This window comes from Enterocloster sp. 210928-DFI.2.20 (genome assembly GCF_020554465.1).
GTDB lineage: Bacteria > Bacillota > Clostridia > Lachnospirales > Lachnospiraceae > Enterocloster > Enterocloster bolteae.
The window spans coordinates 37,190-56,184 of record NZ_JAJCHK010000019.1; the positions used below are offsets into that span (position 1 = coordinate 37,190).

At 50.7% G+C, this 18,995-nt stretch carries 20 protein-coding genes; all 20 read right to left on the reverse strand.

Annotated elements, in window-relative coordinates; all coding sequences use genetic code 11:
- Window positions 1-211: 211 nt before the first annotated feature.
- The 20 genes from LI015_RS16990 to LI015_RS17085 all read right to left on the reverse strand — a co-directional run bounded on the left by LI015_RS16990 (window position 212) and on the right by LI015_RS17085 (window position 18,622).
- Window positions 212-2,413, reverse strand: a complete 2,202-nt coding sequence (locus LI015_RS16990; RefSeq protein ID WP_227125796.1) for an aminopeptidase — start codon at window positions 2,411-2,413, stop codon at window positions 212-214.
- Between the two features lie 16 nt (window positions 2,414-2,429).
- On the reverse strand, window positions 2,430-2,753 hold the full coding sequence (locus LI015_RS16995; RefSeq protein WP_002572780.1) for a hypothetical protein: 324 nt from the start codon (window positions 2,751-2,753) through the stop codon (window positions 2,430-2,432).
- On the reverse strand, window positions 2,750-3,223 hold the full coding sequence (locus LI015_RS17000) for a VanZ family protein (RefSeq protein ID WP_002565044.1): 474 nt from the start codon (window positions 3,221-3,223) through the stop codon (window positions 2,750-2,752). Before LI015_RS17000 ends, LI015_RS16995 begins: the two co-directional genes overlap by 4 nt.
- 15 nt (window positions 3,224-3,238) lie before the next feature.
- Window positions 3,239-3,418: a hypothetical protein gene (locus tag LI015_RS17005; protein ID WP_002584185.1), complete on the reverse strand. Its 180-nt coding sequence runs from the start codon at window positions 3,416-3,418 to the stop codon at window positions 3,239-3,241.
- On the reverse strand, window positions 3,418-4,095 hold the full coding sequence (gene pyrE, locus LI015_RS17010) for an orotate phosphoribosyltransferase (protein ID WP_002565046.1): 678 nt from the start codon (window positions 4,093-4,095) through the stop codon (window positions 3,418-3,420). Before pyrE ends, LI015_RS17005 begins: the two co-directional genes overlap by 1 nt.
- A gap of 128 nt (window positions 4,096-4,223) precedes the next feature.
- Window positions 4,224-5,126 (reverse strand): dihydroorotate dehydrogenase, encoded by a 903-nt coding sequence (locus LI015_RS17015; RefSeq protein WP_002565047.1) that lies wholly within the window; start codon window positions 5,124-5,126, stop codon window positions 4,224-4,226.
- 36 nt (window positions 5,127-5,162) lie between these two features.
- Window positions 5,163-5,957, reverse strand: a complete 795-nt coding sequence (locus LI015_RS17020; protein WP_002565048.1) for a dihydroorotate dehydrogenase electron transfer subunit — start codon at window positions 5,955-5,957, stop codon at window positions 5,163-5,165.
- Window positions 5,958-5,976: 19 nt separating this feature from the next.
- Complete coding sequence (pyrF, locus tag LI015_RS17025) at window positions 5,977-6,894, reverse strand: orotidine-5'-phosphate decarboxylase (RefSeq protein ID WP_002572783.1); 918 nt, start codon at window positions 6,892-6,894, stop codon at window positions 5,977-5,979.
- Between the two features lie 194 nt (window positions 6,895-7,088).
- Complete coding sequence (locus LI015_RS17030) at window positions 7,089-8,192, reverse strand: mandelate racemase/muconate lactonizing enzyme family protein (protein WP_227125797.1); 1,104 nt, start codon at window positions 8,190-8,192, stop codon at window positions 7,089-7,091.
- 4 nt (window positions 8,193-8,196) lie between these two features.
- Window positions 8,197-9,600, reverse strand: coding sequence for a glucuronate isomerase (uxaC, locus tag LI015_RS17035; protein ID WP_119205343.1), 1,404 nt, complete (start codon window positions 9,598-9,600; stop codon window positions 8,197-8,199).
- Entirely contained in the window at window positions 9,590-10,360 is a 771-nt protein-coding gene (locus LI015_RS17040; RefSeq protein ID WP_119205342.1) for an SDR family NAD(P)-dependent oxidoreductase, read from the reverse strand. The genes uxaC and LI015_RS17040 overlap by 11 nt, the downstream gene beginning before the upstream one ends.
- A gap of 3 nt (window positions 10,361-10,363) precedes the next feature.
- Window positions 10,364-11,584: a UxaA family hydrolase gene (locus LI015_RS17045; RefSeq protein WP_227125798.1), complete on the reverse strand. Its 1,221-nt coding sequence runs from the start codon at window positions 11,582-11,584 to the stop codon at window positions 10,364-10,366.
- Between the two features lie 10 nt (window positions 11,585-11,594).
- Complete coding sequence (locus tag LI015_RS17050; RefSeq protein ID WP_002572788.1) at window positions 11,595-11,942, reverse strand: UxaA family hydrolase; 348 nt, start codon at window positions 11,940-11,942, stop codon at window positions 11,595-11,597.
- Between the two features lie 19 nt (window positions 11,943-11,961).
- Entirely contained in the window at window positions 11,962-12,627 is a 666-nt protein-coding gene (locus LI015_RS17055) for an RraA family protein (RefSeq protein WP_002565055.1), read from the reverse strand.
- Between the two features lie 16 nt (window positions 12,628-12,643).
- Window positions 12,644-13,387, reverse strand: a complete 744-nt coding sequence (locus tag LI015_RS17060) for an SDR family NAD(P)-dependent oxidoreductase (protein ID WP_002565056.1) — start codon at window positions 13,385-13,387, stop codon at window positions 12,644-12,646.
- The gene (locus LI015_RS17065; RefSeq protein ID WP_227125799.1) at window positions 13,384-14,505 is read right to left on the reverse strand and encodes an enolase C-terminal domain-like protein; all 1,122 of its coding nucleotides are present in this window, start codon (window positions 14,503-14,505) and stop codon (window positions 13,384-13,386) included. The genes LI015_RS17060 and LI015_RS17065 overlap by 4 nt, the downstream gene beginning before the upstream one ends.
- Before the next feature lie 10 nt (window positions 14,506-14,515).
- Window positions 14,516-15,355 carry a carbohydrate ABC transporter permease gene (locus LI015_RS17070; RefSeq protein WP_002565058.1) on the reverse strand — a complete coding sequence of 280 codons (840 nt, stop codon included), beginning with the start codon at window positions 15,353-15,355 and terminating at the stop codon, window positions 14,516-14,518.
- Window positions 15,352-16,299, reverse strand: coding sequence for a carbohydrate ABC transporter permease (locus LI015_RS17075; protein ID WP_002565059.1), 948 nt, complete (start codon window positions 16,297-16,299; stop codon window positions 15,352-15,354). The genes LI015_RS17070 and LI015_RS17075 overlap by 4 nt, the downstream gene beginning before the upstream one ends.
- 85 nt (window positions 16,300-16,384) lie before the next feature.
- Window positions 16,385-17,713 carry an ABC transporter substrate-binding protein gene (locus LI015_RS17080; protein WP_002572791.1) on the reverse strand — a complete coding sequence of 443 codons (1,329 nt, stop codon included), beginning with the start codon at window positions 17,711-17,713 and terminating at the stop codon, window positions 16,385-16,387.
- 375 nt (window positions 17,714-18,088) lie between these two features.
- Window positions 18,089-18,622, reverse strand: coding sequence for a ferritin-like domain-containing protein (locus LI015_RS17085; protein ID WP_002565061.1), 534 nt, complete (start codon window positions 18,620-18,622; stop codon window positions 18,089-18,091).
- Window positions 18,623-18,995 lie beyond the last annotated feature (373 nt).

The following is an 18,995-nucleotide window of genomic DNA, read 5'->3' on the forward strand; positions in this document are numbered from 1 at the left end:
GAATACGCAGGAACCATTTCTGTTTCGGGGTCACAGGAAAATTGTTTCCTTTTTCTTTTTATTTTCCTTTTTATTTCCTTTTATCTAGTATAACAGAAAAAATCACTTGTTCCATCCATGAATTGGATTGTACAAGTGATTTTTTAATATAGAGCACACCCTCCCCCACAACCGGAGCAGTGTCTCCCTCATCCATCATCGAATCATACTGTTATTCACAATCTAACCCGGCCGCGCCGTCATCCGCTTCATCCAGAGCCTCATTTAACTCCTCTGTGCCTTCCAGCACAAACCTGCCCTGACGGATAATATCAATCCGGCTTCCATCTGCCCTGACAGCCTTTATATCCCCTAATTCCGAGTAGGGAATGGTGATATCTGTATGACAGCTGAAATATGCCTTGGACATATCTGTCTTTCTAAGAAGGGATATCTCATTGTCTCTGGCAATGACCTCCCTGCCATCAGGATTATACATGGGCGAATCCTCAGCAAAGCTGTAGCAAGTATCACCCACCGCGAAATGAGGCCCCATCTTTTCGGCAATAAGGATAGGCAGCTTATCGCCAATGGAAAACCTTCTGGCCACGGCATAGGCCGTAGTATTGGTACCGATGGCGAACTCGCCCAAAGGCAGCCAGTCATGGTTTCGCATAATGACCTGCTTCACAAGGGCCTGGCCCTGTCTGCGGGCGTCCCCGGCACCCCCGGCGTCCTTATCATTTCCAGCAGCTCCGGCAGCCCCGGCGTCCTCAAAATTCCCGCAGGAATACTCCGTCACCTTACCATCCTTAAACACCATGCGCAGATTCCTGAACTGATAATCCTCCACATAAACATTCTTTACGTGCAGCAGTCCTTCTGTCCCCTTCAATATGGGGGATGTAAAAACCTCTCCCAACGGAATGTTCACATCGGACACACAGTTCTCGAAATTAGTCTCCTTTTCCCTGTCCCTTAAGGGGTGGAGAGCCACCTTCATGGATGTCTCATTGCCGTCACGGCCTGTTATGAGCACATAGCCGGCCTCATCCAGTGCCTGGATGATACACTGCTGTATTTTCTGGTACTTCTCATAATCCAGTGTATTGATCCGGATGGTTTCCCTGAAAACAGCCTCGAAATCCGGCCCAATCTCTGGTTTGGGAAAGGCAATGATGGTAAAGCTGGTCTCGTCTCCCGGCATATATTGATTTACAATCTGCCTGGATTCATTGGCATAAGCCAGGGTCAGCGCCTCCTGATGGGCGTTGAGGGCCAGGGCCGCTTTTTTATTCTCAGGAGCAAAGCCTTCCTCACCAAATGTCTCCACCAGGGCAGGGCCCGCGCACCAGGCGGCTTCCTTCCGGTAGGTCTCATAGGCGGACCGCAGAACGGCCAGCTTTCTCTCCTTAAAAGCATTGCCCATATAAAGGGCGCTGTCATAACGATGGTCATAATCGTACTGCTTATTGGGAGATGTGCCGTAATATCCCCTGCGTCCGTTCGCCCTGCGGTTCACGGACTCCACCGCTGCCCTGTAACAGATGGGTTCAAGTCCCATCTCCCGGAAGTACTCCACCGCCCTGCGGATCATCCGCTCAAAGCCCAACTGGAATTCCACCACAACGGTCCGTTTTTTCTTCAGGTCCCTGCCCATGACCTGAAACCCCTTCCTGAATCCTTCCGTATAAGTGGATGCCATCTGGTCAATGGTCTCCTGGGGAAGACTGTTCATGAAAGAGGCAAGCTTTATCTCTGTCTCCGAAACATATTCCCCATAGGCATAGAGATACCGCAAATCAGTCAAATCCCGCTTCATCACGATATCTGTTCCAAAGGAAAGGGCCGGATCCAGTCCCTCCCGAATCCGCCAGTCCACGGTGACCTCCGCATAATCGCTGACAAACCAGTACAGGGAATCCTTAATCAGCTGCTCCAGAGGCGCATTTTTTCCCTCCTCCCATGCCTGGGCAAAAAGGTTATACACTTCCAGGAACAGCTCATTCAGTATGGTGATATTCATAAGCCGCATCTCAAAGGCATATACAATATCAGCCCGGATTTCCGTATAGAGAAAGGATAAAAGCTGGCCGTAGCCATCCCCCAAAACCTCCACCGCGTAATCCGGATTGGCAAAGCTCTCCCTGTAATTTTCAGGCAGAATGTCCTGGTACAGGGCGTAATTTTCCTCCTGCAGCGCCTCCAGGGTCAAAGAAGTCCCCTCCAGCCCGTCCTCCCCGCTTAAACCGGTTTCTTCCACCCGCTTTGCCAGTCGCTCTATCCTGCGGATAAAAGCCGAAACCTTCTTAAAATAACAGCCGTAAGGCAGCCCCATCTCCTCTGTATCCATGGACCTGATACGCTCCATAGACAATTCGTAGCGCTCCCTTACGGCATCATTCTCTTCCTGTAATAAGATTCTGTAATCCATCTGCATTTACTCCCATCTATCTTACAATACCGGTTATGATAATCACAGCCCACACGATGACCAGCACCACGCAGATACTGATTCCTATTTTCGCCAGTATGTAATTGCGGTCCTTTTCCATAAATGAGCGCACACCGTACCACAGCCCCATAAGGGCTGCAGCAAGGCTGGAAAAGCCGTAAGCCCCTGTATTCAGGCCTCCCTGGCCCGCCCTGGCCACAGACAGATACATGCTGGCCGTGCCTAAAGCCAGTCCCAGCACTGCCAGGGTCAGACAATAGTAGCTGTTTCTTGCAAAAGGATTTCTAACATACGATACCTTATCGCCAATCTGCCTCAACGGGAAAGCCTCCTTTTTCTCAATTTGCACCGGGTCCATTGTACCAGGCGGTAACACAGATAACCTGCGGCTGCTCCCAGGGTGTTGAGCAGCATATCATCCACATCAAAGCTTCCCACCTTGAACACCAGCTGCAGAGTCTCTAACATCAGACTGAAAACAAAGCCGAACATAACCGTGTTGTACCACTTTTTGCTGCGTCTGCTGATAATGGGGAGAAAGAACCCAAAAGGCATGAAGGCCGCCACATTTCCTATCATGTTAATCATGAACAATGTGGGTCCCAACACGTCATAATACCGGAAATACCGCGTAATTTCCTTAAAGGGCACCAGATTATACTGGTACCCCCTGTCAGTGTCTGTGCGCCCGAAGGATTCTGAAAAAAACATGAAATACGCCAGAAAGCAAAGATACAGTATGAATAATACCCAGCCCAGCTTTTGACGCTTTGTTGTATTTCTTATCATTGTCAGCCCCGCTTACTAAAATTCAATTTCGGATTTTCGTTTCAGCAGCAGCGCTCCATTTACAATGGAAATGATTCCAACCGTAAGGCCGGTCACTGCTATGATGACTCCTAATGCTATGCAGCCAGCCCCTGTGTTACGCATGGTTTTATACACTCTCTCCATATTCATCGCCTTTCTTCCTGGAAACATCATTATGCCTGGGCTCCATACTGCTCATAGTAAGCGTCGATGGCTGCCTTTATCTGATCGTCGATGACTACCTTGCCATTTATTTCTTTATTATAGAGGTGCTCCACCACATCTGCCATGGAAACGATGGCGGCAGTGGGGAAACCGTATAAATCCTTAATCTCATCCAGAGCGCTCCTGGTGCCTTTGCCGCGCTCCATACGGTTTAAAGAAACCATGAGTCCCTTGATTTCCACATCTCCCTGGGCCTTGATGATGGGGAATGTCTCCTCGATGGACTTGCCGGAAGTGGTCACATCCTCGATGATAACTACCTTGTCCCCGTCCTTGATAGGACTGCCCAAAAGGATGCCTGTATCGCCGTGGTCCTTGACCTCCTTGCGGTTGGAGCAGTAACGGATGTCTTTTCCGTACAGCTCACTGATTGCCATAGTGGTTGCCACGCTTAAGGGAATCCCCTTATAAGCCGGCCCAAAGAGCACATCAAAATCCAGTCCGAAATTGTCATGGATGGCCTTTGCGTAGTACTCTCCTAATTTTCTCAGCTGGGTTCCTGTGACATAGCTTCCCGCATTCATGAAAAACGGGGACTTACGTCCGCTCTTTAATGTGAAGTCGCCAAATTTTAGCACACTGCTTTCCACCATAAAATCTATAAATTCCTGCTTATAGTTTTCCATCTTCCTTAAACCTCCTGTATTTACGGGCCGTTTAACCGCTCTGTAATTCTTTTGCTGCTGCCTTTTTTAAACTGCCTTTGTCACTGTCTTTTATCACTGCCTTTTATCACTGCCTTACCCTGCCGGTGCTACCTCACAGCCCCTATAAGGTCCCGGATATCTCCGATACCGTACGTTTCCATATATGCCCGGATTCCATCCACAGTCTCCACCGTGGCATAGGGGTTATGGAAATTGGCCGTGCCGATGGCAACAGCCGTGGCGCCTGCCAGTATGAACTCCAGGGCGTCATCTGCATTTCTGATTCCTCCCATGCCGATGATAGGAACCTTCACTGCCTGGGCAACCTGGTATACCATGCGCACAGCCACCGGCTTCACAGCAGGACCGGACAGTCCTCCTGTCCTGTTGGCCAGCGCGAATGCCCTTTTGTGAATGTCAATCTTCATGCCTGTAAGGGTATTAATTAATGAAATGGCATCTGCCCCGCCAGCCTCTGCCGCCCTGGCCATGACAGTGATATCCGTCACGTTGGGGCTCAGCTTCATGATGATGGGCTGCCTTGCATGTGCCTTTACCTCCCTGGTAATGGCCTCCACCGCCTTTGGGTCCTGGCCGAAAGCGATACCGCCTTCTTTTACATTGGGACAGGATATATTAATTTCCAGCATATCCACCGGCTGGTCCCCAAGACGCTCCACCACATCAATATATTCCTCCGTGGTCTTTCCGCAGACATTGACCACGATTTTCGTGTCATACTGTTTTAAAAAGGGAATATCCCTCTTTGTGAACACGTCAATGCCCGGATTCTGAAGGCCGATGGCATTGAGCATGCCGCCGTATACTTCCGCTATCCTGGGAGTGGGGTTGCCCGGCCACGGCACACTTGCCACACCCTTGGTAACCACTGCGCCCAGACGGTTTAAATCCACAAACTCACTGTATTCCATGCCGGAACCAAATGTGCCCGACGCTTCCATTACCGGATTCTTAAATTCCACACCGGCAATATTTACACTCATATTCATCTAAACGGTACCTCGCTATCTTTCACCTATACATGCCTACAGCTCAATCTCATCCGCCCTAAACACAGGACCGTCCTTGCATATACGCTTATTGTGTACCTGTGAATGGTCATCCACCTCTTTGGACCGGCACACACAGGCCAGACAGGCGCCTACTCCGCAGGCCATCTTCTCTTCCAGGGAAAGCCAGCACTCCAGCCCCTTTTCGGCCGCATATGCCTTCAGTGCCCGGAGCATGGGAGTGGGACCGCAGGCGTAAATGACATCCGCCGTAAGGCCCTGCTCGCGGATAGCGTCCAGCACATTTCCGCTGGTTCCGAAGCTGCCGTCCTCCGTGGCTGCGTATACCGGACCGTATGCCTCAAATTCATCCTTTAAGAACATCTGGCTGTCTCTGTATCCCAGCACGGACTGGACCAGATTGTCCTCTTCGTCCTTGTTAAGCTCATGAAGAGCTTTTGCCAGTTCCAGCATAGGCGGAACACCGATGCCTCCGCCTATCAGAAATGCCTTTTTTCCGGCCTCCAGGGGAAACCCATTGCCCAGAGGTCCCAGGACATCAATGGTATCGCCTGCCGTGAGCCCGGAGAACTCCTTCGTGCCTTCCCCCGCAATGCGGTACACCAGCCTCAGCTCTCCCTTTTCCTTATCAATGCCGCACAAACTGATGGGACGCGGAAGAATCCTGGCCCCGTCTTTTGAATAAAGGGATACAAACTGGCCCGGAACTGCTGACTCCGCTATCTCAGGCGCTTTTATCCTCATATCGTATATATCGGCAGCCAGCTGCTCCTGGAGCGTGACGGCTGCTGTTATTTTCACTTTTGCCATAACATGAATCTCCTGTCTCTTACAGTACGCTGCTGATATCAGCAACCATGTCAATCACTGCCTGTCTGGATGCCTCGCCGAAGTGCTCCGGCCCGAAGTTCTTATACTTTTCCTGTTTGTAAGCCGCAATGATTCCTCTGGAGGAGTTAACCACAGCGCCAAGCCCGTCCTGGTTAAAACAATGCTTCAGGTCAGCGGCTGTTCCTCCCTGTGCCCCGTATCCGGGTACCAGGAAATAGGTGTGGGGCATGAGCTTTCTCAGAATCTCGCTCATCTCAGGATAGGTGGCACCTACAACAGCGCCCACATTGCTGTACTCACCGTCCATACAGCCGGCACCCCACTCCTCCACTTTGGCGGCCACCCACTCATAGAGGGGCTTACCGTCAATCAGGCGGTCCTGGAATTCGCCGCTGGACGGATTGGAGGTCTTGACCAGAACGAAAAGACCCTTGTCCTCACTCCTGCATACATCCACAAATGGCTTCACGCCGTCTGTTCCCAGATATGGGTTTACAGTAAGTATATCCACATTGAATCCGCTTAAGGATTTGCTTCCCACCTGCACCCTGCCAAGATGGCCTGCTGCATAGGCAGCGGATGTGGAGCCGATATCGCCTCTCTTGGCGTCGCCAATAACAATCAGTCCCTTTTCATGGCAGTAGTCCACAGTCCTCTTATATACGGTCAGTCCTTCGATGCCGAACTGCTCATACATGGCAATCTGCGGTTTTACAGCCGGTATCAGGTCAAATGTATGGTCAATGATTTCCTTATTAAATTGCCAGATGGCATCAGCAGCCCCCTCCAGAGTCTCTCCGTAAGCATCCAGGGATTTCTTTACCACATGTTCCGGCACATAGGACAGCATGGGATCCAGTCCTACGCAGATTGGGGCATTGGTTTTCTTTATTTTTTCAATTAACTGGCTTATCATAATGTTCTCCTTTGTTACGAGTTTTTCACTTTGCATGAATTCTTTCCCCATTTTATCATATAAAGTACCTTGTTTCAAGGAATGATATTCCAGTATTGCAATTATTTTAACGGACCCGTAAACGAAAAAAACGCCGGGCAGGGAAAACCGATGTGATATCAGTTCCTGTCCGGCGGCAAATCCCAACTCAATTCCTATACTTCTGTCATACACTCCTCCCTGAAACGAAATCCCCATCCGTCCCCTTCCCTGGGACTGGCAAATCCGTTTTCTATCTCCATGGCATTATCTATGATGCCGTCAATCCAGTCAAAGGACTCTGCTCCATAAGGACTCCTGACCGTACACAGCAGTGGGACATCGTAATCCTTATAATAATGGGGCAGGACCGGCAATCCGAAGGCCTCAGCCAGGGCAGCGGATTCCCTCCACGCCTCCACCCCTCCCAGCCTGACGATGTCCGGCTGCCATAAATCCAGGGCGTTGCGCACTGAAAGCTGTTTTAAAGCCTCAAAATCATATTCCCGCTCCCCCATGGCCAGCGCAATACCGCACTGGTTTCTCAAAAGCTGGTATCCGGCATAGTCCGTGTGGACCACCGGCTCCTCAAACCACTGTATTCCCATGGAGGAAGCCCTGCGGGCCAGCTCCAGCGCATCCGGCACATTGAATCCCTGATTGGCGTCCATCATGATTTTCACACTGCCCCCCAGCGCCTCCCTGCACTTTGCCAGACGTTCCGCATCCCGTTCGATGCTTCCCGAACCAACCTTGATTTTAACGGCCTTAAAACCTCTCTTTTTATAATCCAGCACTTCCTCCAGCAGTTCCTGGTCCGTGTAGGAAATCCAGCCGCCGCTGCCGTATACAGGTATCCTTCTCCGGTTGGCCCCCAGCATCTTCCACACCGGCTGGCGGCATGTATGTCCCCAGGCATCCCACATGGCCAGGTTCACGGCAGCAATGGCGCAGTTGTTGATTCCCGTATTGCCAAAGTATTCCGCCTCCCGGTCCCAGTCAGCCCTGGCCAGCACCGTATCATATACAGCGTACTCTCCCGCGCTGATAAAGCTGCAGACATCCCTGAGCGCTCCCTCCATTGCTCCCGGAGAATAGTGGAAGGACAGCACATACCCCTGGCCCCTTACACCCTCCGCTGTCATCAGCTCCACAATATAAAAACCGATTTGGATGATTGTGTGTGTGGAATCCGCAATGGGTCTGCTGATATCAGACACAGCCCTGTAAAAATGTATATCCTTTATCTTTTCTTTTACATTCATTTTACCTGCAGTCATGTTCTCACCATCCAAAGTATTCTTTTACATTCCTGTAGCATATTCCTTCTATTATTTCCTTCAGATATTTCTCGCCGGAGAAATATTCTCCGCGCTCCACCAGTTCTCCCAGATAGCTGCAGAGACAGCGGCGGTAAAGCTCATGGCGCGGATAACTTAAAAAACTCCTGGAATCCGTCAGCATCCCAACGGACAGGCTCAGGGGATACAGATTCCCTGCTCCGCCAAACTGGCGCATGATGCCGAAGGGCTGGTCGTTGAACCACCAGGGAGCGCCCAGCTGTACCTTCCCCCTTACCGTGCCGTCGCAGAAGCCTGCTGCCAGAACGGCAAAGGGTTCCATCTGCGCAGGGTTTAAGGGATACAGAATTGTCTTTGGAAGCTGATCAAGCTCTGTCAGCCGGTCCAGGATACGTCCCACGGATTTTACGGACGTGGAGTCATCCACACAGTCAAAACCTGTGGACTGCCCGATTTCCTGCACCTTCCTGTGATTGGCGTCCAGATAGGTACCGATATGAAGCTGCATCACAAAATGATATTTTTTATAGAGCTTTGCCATTTCAATCAGGAACGCGGATTTATACCTGTTTATTTCCACCTCTGATAACTGCTCCCCAGCCGCAGCCTTTTGAAAAATGTCCTCCGCCTGGGCCCCGGTGTATTCCTCCCACGCAATGTGGGCAATGCCGTTGTCGCTGACCGTTGTTCCAAATTCCGCAAAAAATGCCAGACGTTGTTCCAGCGCTCCCATCATGGAGGAAAAATCCACGATTTCCTGCCCCGCTGCCTGGGAAAGGATTTTCATATAATCCGAAAATGTCTTCCGCTCGCAGTAAAATGCCCTGTCAGGCCTGAAGGCCGTGAGAATGCGCGTCTTTAAAACTGCATTCTCCTTTATTTTCATGTGATATTCCAGGCTGTCCGCCGGATCCTCCGTGGTGCTGAGCAGTTCTACCCCGGACCGTTCCAGACACCATCCGGGCGTCATGTGAAGCTGCCTGATCCGCTGGTTGGTGCGCCGGTAAATCTCCTCCGCATTATCCGGTCCAAGGGGTTCCTCTATGTCAAAGTACCGCTTCAGCTCCAGGGCGCACCATATATAAAGGGGATTGCCTGCAAGATAGGGCATGATCTGCGCAAATTTCAGAAATTTTTCATAGTAGCTTTTTGTTCCGGTGATATACTCCTCGCTGATTCCGAATGTGCGCATGGCCCTCCATTTATAATGGTCATGAGCCAGCCACATTTCACCCAAATCCTTGAACTCCCTGTTTTCACAGATTTCCCTGGCCTCCAGATGGCAGTGGTAATCCACAATGGGAAGCCTCTCCCCATAGCTGTGGTACAGCCGGCTTCCCGTGGGGTTTGTCAGAAGAAACTCCTCGGAAAAACAATCAGAACCCAATCAGAGCACCTCCATCCACCGGCAGGCAGGTGCCTGATATGTATCCGGCCGCGTCACTGCTTAAAAATACGGCAGCCATACCTATATCTGTCACGCTTCCCACCTTCTGCATGGGAATCCGTCCCAGGATTTTCCCCAAACGGACCGGGTCCCCGTCCGTGGCCTTATGGAACATGGGCGTATCAATCCATCCCGGCGCAATGGCGTTGACGCGCACCCCGTAAGGACCGCCTTCTGCTGCCAGGGTATGCACCAGGCCCAGATAACCTGCCTTGGCCGTGGCATAGCCTGCCACCTGCGGCTGGCCGATGTAGCTGGTCATGCTGGCCTGGAACAGGATGCTTCCCTTCCCCTGCTCCTTCATGTGGGGGAACAGTGCCTTCGTCAGCGCAAAAGCGCCCACCAGGTGTACGTTCAGCACGTTTACGTAATCCTCCACCGTCATGTCCTCAATGTATTTCTTGCAATGGTTTCCCGCATTGTTCACCAGGATGGTCACCGGCCCCTGCTCCGCTATGACCCGGTCCGCCATCTCCTGGGTATGGTCTGTGTCCGTTATGTCAAACTGATAAAACACAGCCTTTCCCCCAAACTCCTTTAAGGCTTCCCGCCCCTGTTCCCGGCTCTCATAGCTCAGCACCGCCACCTTTGCGCCTGCCCCCACCATGCACCTGGTGATTGCAAGCCCCAGTCCGGTGGTGCCGCCTGTAACAATTGCGGTCTGCCCCTCTAATGAAAAATAACTTCCTGTATCAAACATTGCCTATGCCTCCCTGCATTTTTTCGTTGCGTCCCTGTCCTGATATTTATACGGTATAAAATACTCTTTGTGGCCCAGCACCTCGCTTTTGCTCTTTGTGCCGGAAGCCACCTCTGCCGCCATTTTGAGAAGCCTTTGTGCCATCTCATCCTGAGAGCAGCGCCCCTCCAGCACCGGCCCGGCGTCAAAGTCCATATCCTCCTCCATGGCCCTGTAGGTAGCAGAGTTTCCCGTGATTTTAATACAGGGAACCACAGCGGATCCCACCACATTTCCCCTGCCTGTTACCAGAAATACAATATGGCTGTGGCATGCAGCCAAATCCATCAGCCCTTCGCTGTCATTGGGATTGGTGATTCCAAACTGCATCCAGTATGGATCCGGCGTGGAATCCAACAGCCACAGACCGGGATGAGGCGGCTTAACCCCCACCTTAAGAACTCCCTCAATGGGTCTGCTTCCGCTTTTTATGAGGGCTCCCATGCTTTTTTCTTCAATGGTGGACAGCCCTCCCGCAAAATTACCCGGGCTGACCGAATACTGGCGCACGGATTTGCAGTACTCCAGGGCCTTATCATATGTATCCCCAATCTCCTGCCTGGCCCTTTCATTTGCAGCGCGCCCCACCAGCATCTCCTTAAGGCCTATGGCCTCCACGATTTCCTCAAAAATGGCCGTTCCTCCCAAATCGGTCAGCCGGTCGAAAAACCGTCCCACCACCACATTTCCGGCCAGCCCGCTGGTGTAATCAGACCCTCCGCACTCTGCCCCTATGATTAAATCCCGGATTCCCATGGGTTTTCTTTTGGTATCCTTAAGCCGTTCCCGCATCAGCCCCACAACAGCCAGGCCCTTCTCTATGGTCTTTCTGGTTCCGCCCTCCTGCTGAATGAACATCCAGGCGGCTTCCTTTCCCTCCTTCCCGGCTATGTCCGCCAGCCATTCCGGCTGCACATACTCGCACCCCAGCCCGACTGTCAGCACAGCGCCCACATTGGGATGGCGTATCAGGGCAATCAGAAGGCGCACCGCATATTCATTATCCGTACAGCCCGAAAATCCGACCACCTCTGTCTCCGGGTCCCCTGCAAGTCTTACGATTTCCCTGGCCACAAAAGAAGCGCACTCCACGGTGTAGATGACCAGCACCTTATTGCGTATTCCCATTGCGCCGTTCTTCCTCACATAGCCCATCCAGCTATATTCCCTTTTAAGGTTATCCATCGCCTGCCTCCTACTCATATCTGGTATCCTTGGGCGCTCCGGTCATCACGTCCAGGTGGCTGGAGCGCTCATCGTACACGCTGCGGATATTGTGAAGATGGACCCATTCCCCGGCCCTTATGTCCTTTGATGCCCTGGCAATGCGCACCCCGTATTTTATGACATCCTCCCCGGCCCTTATGTTTTGGAGAGCGATTTTATGGCCTTTTGGTATCTTCTGAACAGCCTCGGCTTCCCTCATGCATCCATCGCCCAGAAGCCTTAGCGCACCGGGGATGAGCTCCTCCAGGGCAGTGGCCACATTGTCTTTTTGTTCAATCTGAAATGCCCTTTGCATTATTTCCATTGTTCCATCCATCCGGCCCGTCGTCCCTCCTCTACAAAATACCGAATTTCGCAAATGCATCCGTGGCGCTCATACCGTCCTCGATGGCCTTTCTCACCGTCTTTTCCCCGGCAGCCTTTTTAAGGGCCTTTATAAGTACCTCATCCGCTGCTTCCCTGGGAATGACCAGCACTCCGTCCACATCACCGAAAATTAAATCCCCGTCATGAATCCTTACCTGTCCTATCTCAATGTCGCACCTAAAATCCACCACCTGGGTGCGGACGCTGGAATCCTGGGCATAACAGCCGCAGGAAAATACCGGCCAGTTCTGGGACAGCACCTGGGGCGTATCCCTGTGCCACCCGTTCACCACGGCGCCGGACGCCTTCCTGGTTCTGGCCGCTGCAGTCAGAAGCTCTCCCCAGTAGGCGCACCGTTTGGTTCCGCCCGCAGCAATATATATCTCATTTTCCTTCAGCTGGTCCAGCGCCTCCGTCAGAAGCCCAAAGGGCTTTTTCTGCGGTCCGTACACATCTGTCATCAGCACGGTCATGGCCTTTCCCGCCAGCTTCATATCCTCGCGCAGAGGCCGGATATCCTGGGGCAGAAACTGGTGATAATATCCCAGTTCGTCCAGTATGTCGCCCACCACGGGTGTATAGAGCTTCTCCCTCATCAGGGCGAATTTTTCATTTTCATCATTCCACAATTTCATGACATTACCTCCTCTGCTAATAACCGAAGCTTAAAGCCCCGCCGTCCACGGCGAAGTCCTGTCCGGTTATATACTCTGATTCATCTGACACCAGGAACTTGACCATGGCGCCGATATCCCTGGGATTGCCGAAACAGTGCACCGGCATTCTGGCCAGTATTTTCTGCTTCCTCTCTTCGTCCATGACCTTGCGGCTCATCTCCGAGGGAAACCATCCGGGTGCAACCGAGTTTACATTGATACCATCCTGGGCCCATTCCACCGCCAGCCCCCTTGTCATGGACAGCACAGCTCCCTTGCTGGTACAGTAGGGCACCACCTCCGAAAACCCCAGATGGGCTGCCATGGAAGTGATGTTCACGATTCTGCCCCTGTTGGGAGACTGTCTTAAATAGGGGTAGCACAAGGTGCACAGCTTAAACACACTGCTTACGTTTACCTGGAGCACCTTCTCAAAATCTGCGTCCGAAACATCCTGCGCCAGGCTCTTTACCGTGATTCCCGCGTTGTTTACCAGAAAATCAATGCCGTGTTCACGGCCGATTCTCTCTGTTAGTTCCCCCATCTCCTTATAATCGCTTACATCCGCCGCCAGATGAATCACATTTTCATGGCTGGTCTCCCCTTCCAGCTTCGGCCTGCCGCTCCGGCTGACAGCATACACCACTGCCCCTGCCTCAGCCAGAACATTGGCCGCGGCAAACCCAAGTCCGCTGGATCCGCCTGTAATAATTCCCGTCTTACCCGCCAATTCCATCATTCCAACACCTCCATCTGATGGGAAACACAATTTCGTTCAATCAGCTCCCAGTCCAGTTCTCCGCCGATTCCCGGCTTGTCAGGAACTGTAATTATCCCTTTCTCATCAATGGGAAGACGTCCCTTCATGGGGAACATGAAATCCTCTTCCGGCACAAAATACTCAAAATATCTGCAATTGCGTATGGCGCAGGAAACGTGAAGGTTTACCAGGTCCATGTAATTCATGGTCGTGGTATGAATCTCGCACTGCATTCCGAAGCTTTCTGCCAGGTGTGCTATTTTCAAAGTTCCCGTAACCCCGCATTTCCATGACACATCGGCCCTGACAATATCCGCCGCCTTCTGGTTGATGACCTGCGCCACCCCCCAGTGACATCCCCTGGTAGTCTCCGTGGCGGCAATGGGAATATCCAGGGCGGCACACAGCTGGGTATATTTGTTCAGTTCAAAATCCCGGAAGGGTTCCTCCAGCCATTCATACCCCAGCTTCTCCAGGTGCCTTCCCACCCTGACTGCTTCTTCCAGTGTATATTCCGCCACAGGGTCGCTCATGAGCTTCATATCCGGTCCCACTGCCTTGCGTATATTCTCGTGGATTTCCATATCCAGCTCACAGGGACCGGAGGGATGGGCTTTATAACAGTTGATTCCCCTGGATTTGTAATAGAGGGCCTCCCGCACATACTCCTGCGGGTCCTCATGGAACAGCCCGCTGGCATATACAGGCAGAGACCGGCGGTAGGCGCCTATGTATTGATAGAGCGGAAGTCCTGCTGCCTTGGCGCAGATATCCCACAGAGCCACATCCACCGGGCCCGGCAGATATACAGGAAAAAAGGTCAGGTGCCGGTCAATGTTCCACAGCTCATGCCATATTTTTTCCCTGTCATAGGGAGAGGCACCCAGAACCACCGGAGCAATATTATCGTGCAGATAGCTTTCCGTCACCCGGCCTGACCGCGCTGCCAGGGCTGTTGCGATTCCCTCGTATCCGTTATCCGTTGTCAGCTTAAGCACCACCACATCCCAATCCATACTGCTCTTGCCCTTGCGTTTTTCATCAAACAGGCACTTATTTCGTTTAACCCACCAGGTTTCAAATTTTACGATTTTCATAAGCTGTCTCCTATCCTTTCACTGCTCCTGCCATGATTCCCTTGATAAAATATTTCTGCATGGACAAAAAGATTGCCAGCACAGGAATCAGGGACAGGATAATGGTTGCTGTCAGGGTACCGTACTGCCACGAAGCAGCCTCATCCCGCAGGAAAGTGATGCCTACTGCAAGGGTCTGGGATTTTGCCGTGGTGCACAGGGTTCTGGCGTATGTAAACTCTCCCCACACTGAGATAAATGTCATGATGATGACCGTGGCGATTCCGGGCTTCACGATGGGCAGCATCACACGACTGAAGGTCTGCCACTGGCCTGCCCCGTCAATTCTGGCTGCTTCCATCATCTCGTTGGGAACGCCGTTAAACTGTCCTCTCATGATGAATACGGACATGGGCAGGTTGGTTGCAATATACGGAAGTATGAGGCCAAGCCTGGTATCAATCAGGTCAAAACGCGACTGCATAATGTAAATCGGTATCAGGTAAATAACATAGGGCAGGGTGATGATTAGCAGAACAAATCCAAGGAACAGGTCCCTTCCCCAATACTGAAACTTGGAAAAGGAATATCCCAGGGTGGCTGCGAAAAGCACATTGAACAGCACGCTCCAAAAGGATACCACAACGGAATTGGAAAAATATTTAAAGAAGTTGCCCAGTTTTGTAAAAATACCCGTATAGTGGCCCAGATAGGGATTTACAGGAAGAAAGGTAAGGACTGACGAATATATCTCTTCATCCGGCTTTAGCGAGGTGAGCATCGTCCATATGAAGGGAATAATGAAAATAAAGGATATGACGAACAGCAATATAAACACGGCTATGCTGCCGGCGTTTTTCTTAATACTCATGCCCTGTTCCTCCTTTTTCCGGTCTTTTTCCGTTTCACTTCATCCTCATCCTTTGTCCTGTTGATGTAAAGATTGATACATGACAAGATCAGGATAACCGCCCCCATAAAATAACCGATGGCAGACGCATAGCCCATCTCGTAATATTTAAACGCGTTCATCCATGTGTACTGGTATAGAACCAGGGTGGATGTGCCCGGCCCGCCGTTTGTCATGACGAAGGGCTGTTCAAACACCTTCACGGACTGGATAATGGCCCACAGGCCGCAGATTACATAGCTTTCCTTCAGATTAGGCAGAATAATCCTGAAAATCCTCTGGAATGCATTGGCCCCGTCAATCTTGGCGGATTCGATGATATCCGATGGGATTCCTGCAAGGCCTGCCATAAAGAAAATAACAAGCATTCCCATATTTTTCCATAAGCTGACAATTACGATGGAAAACATGGCCCATTTTCCTTCTCCCAGCCAGTTGTGGGCCCATGTGTCCAGGTGCAGCATTTCCCTGAGCACGCTGTTGAGAAGGCCATACTGGTTGTTTAAAATCCACTGGAAAATAATGCCGGTCAGGGAAAGCGGCACCACCATGGATACAAATACGCAGGTGCGAAAGATTCCCGATCCCCTGACGCCCTTGTCTAAAAGCATGGCGATTATCAGGGAAATAATCATGATGGACGGGAAAAACAGCAGCGAAAATACCACGGTATTTCTCAGGGAATCCATAAAATATGCATCGGAAAACATCTTTGCAAAGTTGGAAAGACCTGCGAATACCGGCTTCTTGTCAAAGGCAAAATTGTAATTGGTAAAGCTCAGGTAAAGCGAGCGTAACAGCGGATACCCCATGTAAACAGCCACAAATATAACCCCCGGAGCTGCAAACGCATAGCCGGGTATCATCTTTTTCAGCTGCACGCCCACACTTTTTTTATTCCCCATATTCCACCTCATCCTATTTCTATGATAGCGGCAGGAAAACCGGCCAATGCAAAGACTGTCATTGAACCGGCCCTGCCGGCTGGTTTTATTTGTTCATACCAGTGCTCAGGTCAATGGTCGTCATGAACTTACTCATATTGGCAGAAAACTCATCAACCGTGGAACCGCCTGACAGCATCTTCTGAAGCTCTATCTGCATGTTGGTATCCAGCTTTGTGTAGTCCTTGTACAGAGGAGGCGTCGTTGCTTTTTCTGTGAAATCAAGTACGGTTGGCCAATATGGATTATCCAGTTTCTCGTAATGGGCCTTCATGGGTGACATCTTGCCGTAGGAATTCATGGAATCAGCCTGGAACTGTTCCTGCAAAAGCTTATCCTTGATGAATTTAATGGCCAGCTCCTGGTTTTCAGATGCCTTGGGAATAACGGCGCCATGTATGTAGGAAACAGAACCATGGGTATCTGTGCCCGGTATGGGCATAACGCCTACATTCTCTGCCCCCAGAAGCTCCCCTGCCTCAATCCATCTGGAAGCCGGGGCAATGTGCATGGCTACCCTTCCGGCCTTGAAATTTGTCCTGTTTGCATCGGCATCCGCGAATACATCCGTGGTGGTATAGCCGTCCTTTACTAAATCCTGCCATACCTGGAGCATGTTTTTGACGGGCCCGGCCGTGAAGTTCAATGTATTTCCGTCTGACTCGTACAAGTTTCCGTTGGCTCCCATGACGCATGCGTCGTAGGCCTTTACCGCCATGTTGTTGCCCCAGTCAATCGCCAGGCCGGTCTGTCCGTCCTTTGTCAGGTTCTTTGCATATTCGTACATCTCATTCCAGTCTGCCGGGGCAGTGACAGTCTGGTCCTCTGCCACGTAGCCGGCCTCCTGCATCATCGGTATATTTACCACGCATCCCAAGACTTCTCCCAGCAGCGGAATCATGTACTGTACTCCGTCAGCATTTCCGCTTTCCAGAAATGACTCGATGAACTTATCCTTGGTAAAATCCCCGTTAAAGAAGTTCTCGTCCGTAAACTCCACCACATAATCATTGGCAGCGTACGGAACCGTCTCAGAGCGGTCGCCGCCCAAGGCTAAATCGCAGTTTGTCTTTCCCTGGGACCACTCCAGCATGCTGGAGGTCACGTCCACATTGTCCACCTGGTTATAGACTACTTTTACGCCCGGATTCTCTTCCTCAAATTCCTTTGCAATCCTCTCAAAATCATATTTCCCCATCATCCACGCCTGAACAGTCACCCGCAGGGTCTGCCCTCCCCCGGCCTCCTTTGTCCCGCTGTCTGAAGCTTCAGCTGCTCCAGTCCCCGGGTCAGTTGAGGAAGAACCGCACCCCCACAGTACGGATGATGCCATGACAGCTGCCAGTGCCAACGAATACGCCTTTTTTGTCTTCATAATAAACCTCCTGATACATTTTAGTGAAACGTTTCCCTTATCATATTTTCATCTTACTATATTATTCTGCCGGTGTCAAGATGCGGAGGTTGACTTTATTGTTATTTTGCATAATTTTTCGGTATTTTTTTGCCATTTTATCATTTTATTAACATATGCTTAACATGTTTTCATATTATCTTTTCCGCTGTCCCGTTTATCCTCTTCGCGTTTTCAAGAAGTAACGTTTCCCTTATTCCGCAAAAAAACGACAAAAAAGGGGATGGTGCAAAACCAGATTGGTTACCTGATTTTGCACCATCCCCTTTTTTGATTTAGATGCAGGAAATCCATTTAAATAAACCGCCCCATCAAAACCTGGGACGGCGGATAGGTTCATTCAATTTGAGACAGATAATCACTAAAAATTTTATAATGCAGTTTTTCGTCTAATGATAACCTTGCAAGCATTTTAGAAACATGAGGGTCTTTGATTTCTTTTGATTGGGCCGCGTATGCCTGAGCTGCAAACTGTTCTGACCGGGCATTATCAGACAATATTGCAGGGAGTTCACAGCTGTAACTTACCATATTCCCGCACCAATAGGAATTGGGCCTGGACGAACGGCATTCGGGCTGGCCTCCAAGAAGGTGAATGAGCTGTCCGATTATGGAAAAGTGGTGCTGTTCAACGATGGCTATGCGTTGAATGACACGGCGGATGTTTTGATGACGATCATTGATGGTCCAGGATTGATACAGATACTGGTGTACCGTGGTCATTTCGCTGGCGGTTGAGGCTAAATCCGCCATAAGGATCTGGGCGTATTGCTGGTTCTTTTCCAGAACAGCAACGGGAGGATACCAGTTTGAGTGCGCAACCGGAAAAGAATCCGGGTTTGCGCGGATATTATATTGAATATTGTTCATGGGACATTCTCCTGGAAAAAGCTGGATAGGTGGTTTTTTAATCTTTATGAGAAAGAATCCATCGGTAGAACGCCATTGAATAAAATAAATCATTTATAATTTAGCTTTTCATGCCGATATATAGCATATACCTTGTGTGCTGGTTTGGCATATTCACACAGGGCGGGGACAAATACCGGCAAACTTGTCCAGCCATGGTTCAGGCCGGTAATTTGTTCCCATGGTTCTGCTAAAAATGGCGTAAAAGGGGGAAATATGCAAACTATTTTTATAGTCAACCATGCTGTTGAGTGGGAGAGTATAATCAGCGATGAATGGCTGAGACCGGAAGGAGTAACAGAGCAGCCATACAAACAGATGATTTGCAGAATGC

Excerpts from the sequence above, each read along its gene's own strand:
- LI015_RS17075 (WP_002565059.1), bottom strand. The coding sequence starts at position 16,299 with ATGGGGAATAAAAAAAGTGTGGGCGTGCAGCTGAAAAAGATGATACCC.
- LI015_RS17020 (WP_002565048.1), bottom strand. The coding sequence starts at position 5,957 with ATGGCAAAAGTGAAAATAACAGCAGCCGTCACGCTCCAGGAGCAGCTG.
- LI015_RS17015 (WP_002565047.1), bottom strand. The coding sequence starts at position 5,126 with ATGAATATGAGTGTAAATATTGCCGGTGTGGAATTTAAGAATCCGGTA.
- LI015_RS17085 (WP_002565061.1), bottom strand. The coding sequence starts at position 18,622 with ATGAACAATATTCAATATAATATCCGCGCAAACCCGGATTCTTTTCCG.
- LI015_RS17040 (WP_119205342.1), bottom strand. The coding sequence starts at position 10,360 with ATGTTTGATACAGGAAGTTATTTTTCATTAGAGGGGCAGACCGCAATT.
- LI015_RS17065 (WP_227125799.1), bottom strand. The coding sequence starts at position 14,505 with ATGAAAATCGTAAAATTTGAAACCTGGTGGGTTAAACGAAATAAGTGC.
- pyrE (WP_002565046.1), bottom strand. The coding sequence starts at position 4,095 with ATGGAAAACTATAAGCAGGAATTTATAGATTTTATGGTGGAAAGCAGT.
- LI015_RS16990 (WP_227125796.1), bottom strand. The coding sequence starts at position 2,413 with ATGGATTACAGAATCTTATTACAGGAAGAGAATGATGCCGTAAGGGAG.
- LI015_RS17055 (WP_002565055.1), bottom strand. The coding sequence starts at position 12,627 with ATGAAATTGTGGAATGATGAAAATGAAAAATTCGCCCTGATGAGGGAG.
- LI015_RS17080 (WP_002572791.1), bottom strand. The coding sequence starts at position 17,713 with ATGAAGACAAAAAAGGCGTATTCGTTGGCACTGGCAGCTGTCATGGCA.
- LI015_RS17050 (WP_002572788.1), bottom strand. The coding sequence starts at position 11,942 with ATGGATGGAACAATGGAAATAATGCAAAGGGCATTTCAGATTGAACAA.
- LI015_RS17060 (WP_002565056.1), bottom strand. The coding sequence starts at position 13,387 with ATGATGGAATTGGCGGGTAAGACGGGAATTATTACAGGCGGATCCAGC.
- LI015_RS17005 (WP_002584185.1), bottom strand. The coding sequence starts at position 3,418 with ATGATGTTTCCAGGAAGAAAGGCGATGAATATGGAGAGAGTGTATAAA.
- LI015_RS17070 (WP_002565058.1), bottom strand. The coding sequence starts at position 15,355 with ATGAGTATTAAGAAAAACGCCGGCAGCATAGCCGTGTTTATATTGCTG.
- LI015_RS17045 (WP_227125798.1), bottom strand. The coding sequence starts at position 11,584 with ATGGATAACCTTAAAAGGGAATATAGCTGGATGGGCTATGTGAGGAAG.
- LI015_RS17000 (WP_002565044.1), bottom strand. The coding sequence starts at position 3,223 with ATGATAAGAAATACAACAAAGCGTCAAAAGCTGGGCTGGGTATTATTC.
- pyrF (WP_002572783.1), bottom strand. The coding sequence starts at position 6,894 with ATGATAAGCCAGTTAATTGAAAAAATAAAGAAAACCAATGCCCCAATC.
- LI015_RS17030 (WP_227125797.1), bottom strand. The coding sequence starts at position 8,192 with ATGACTGCAGGTAAAATGAATGTAAAAGAAAAGATAAAGGATATACAT.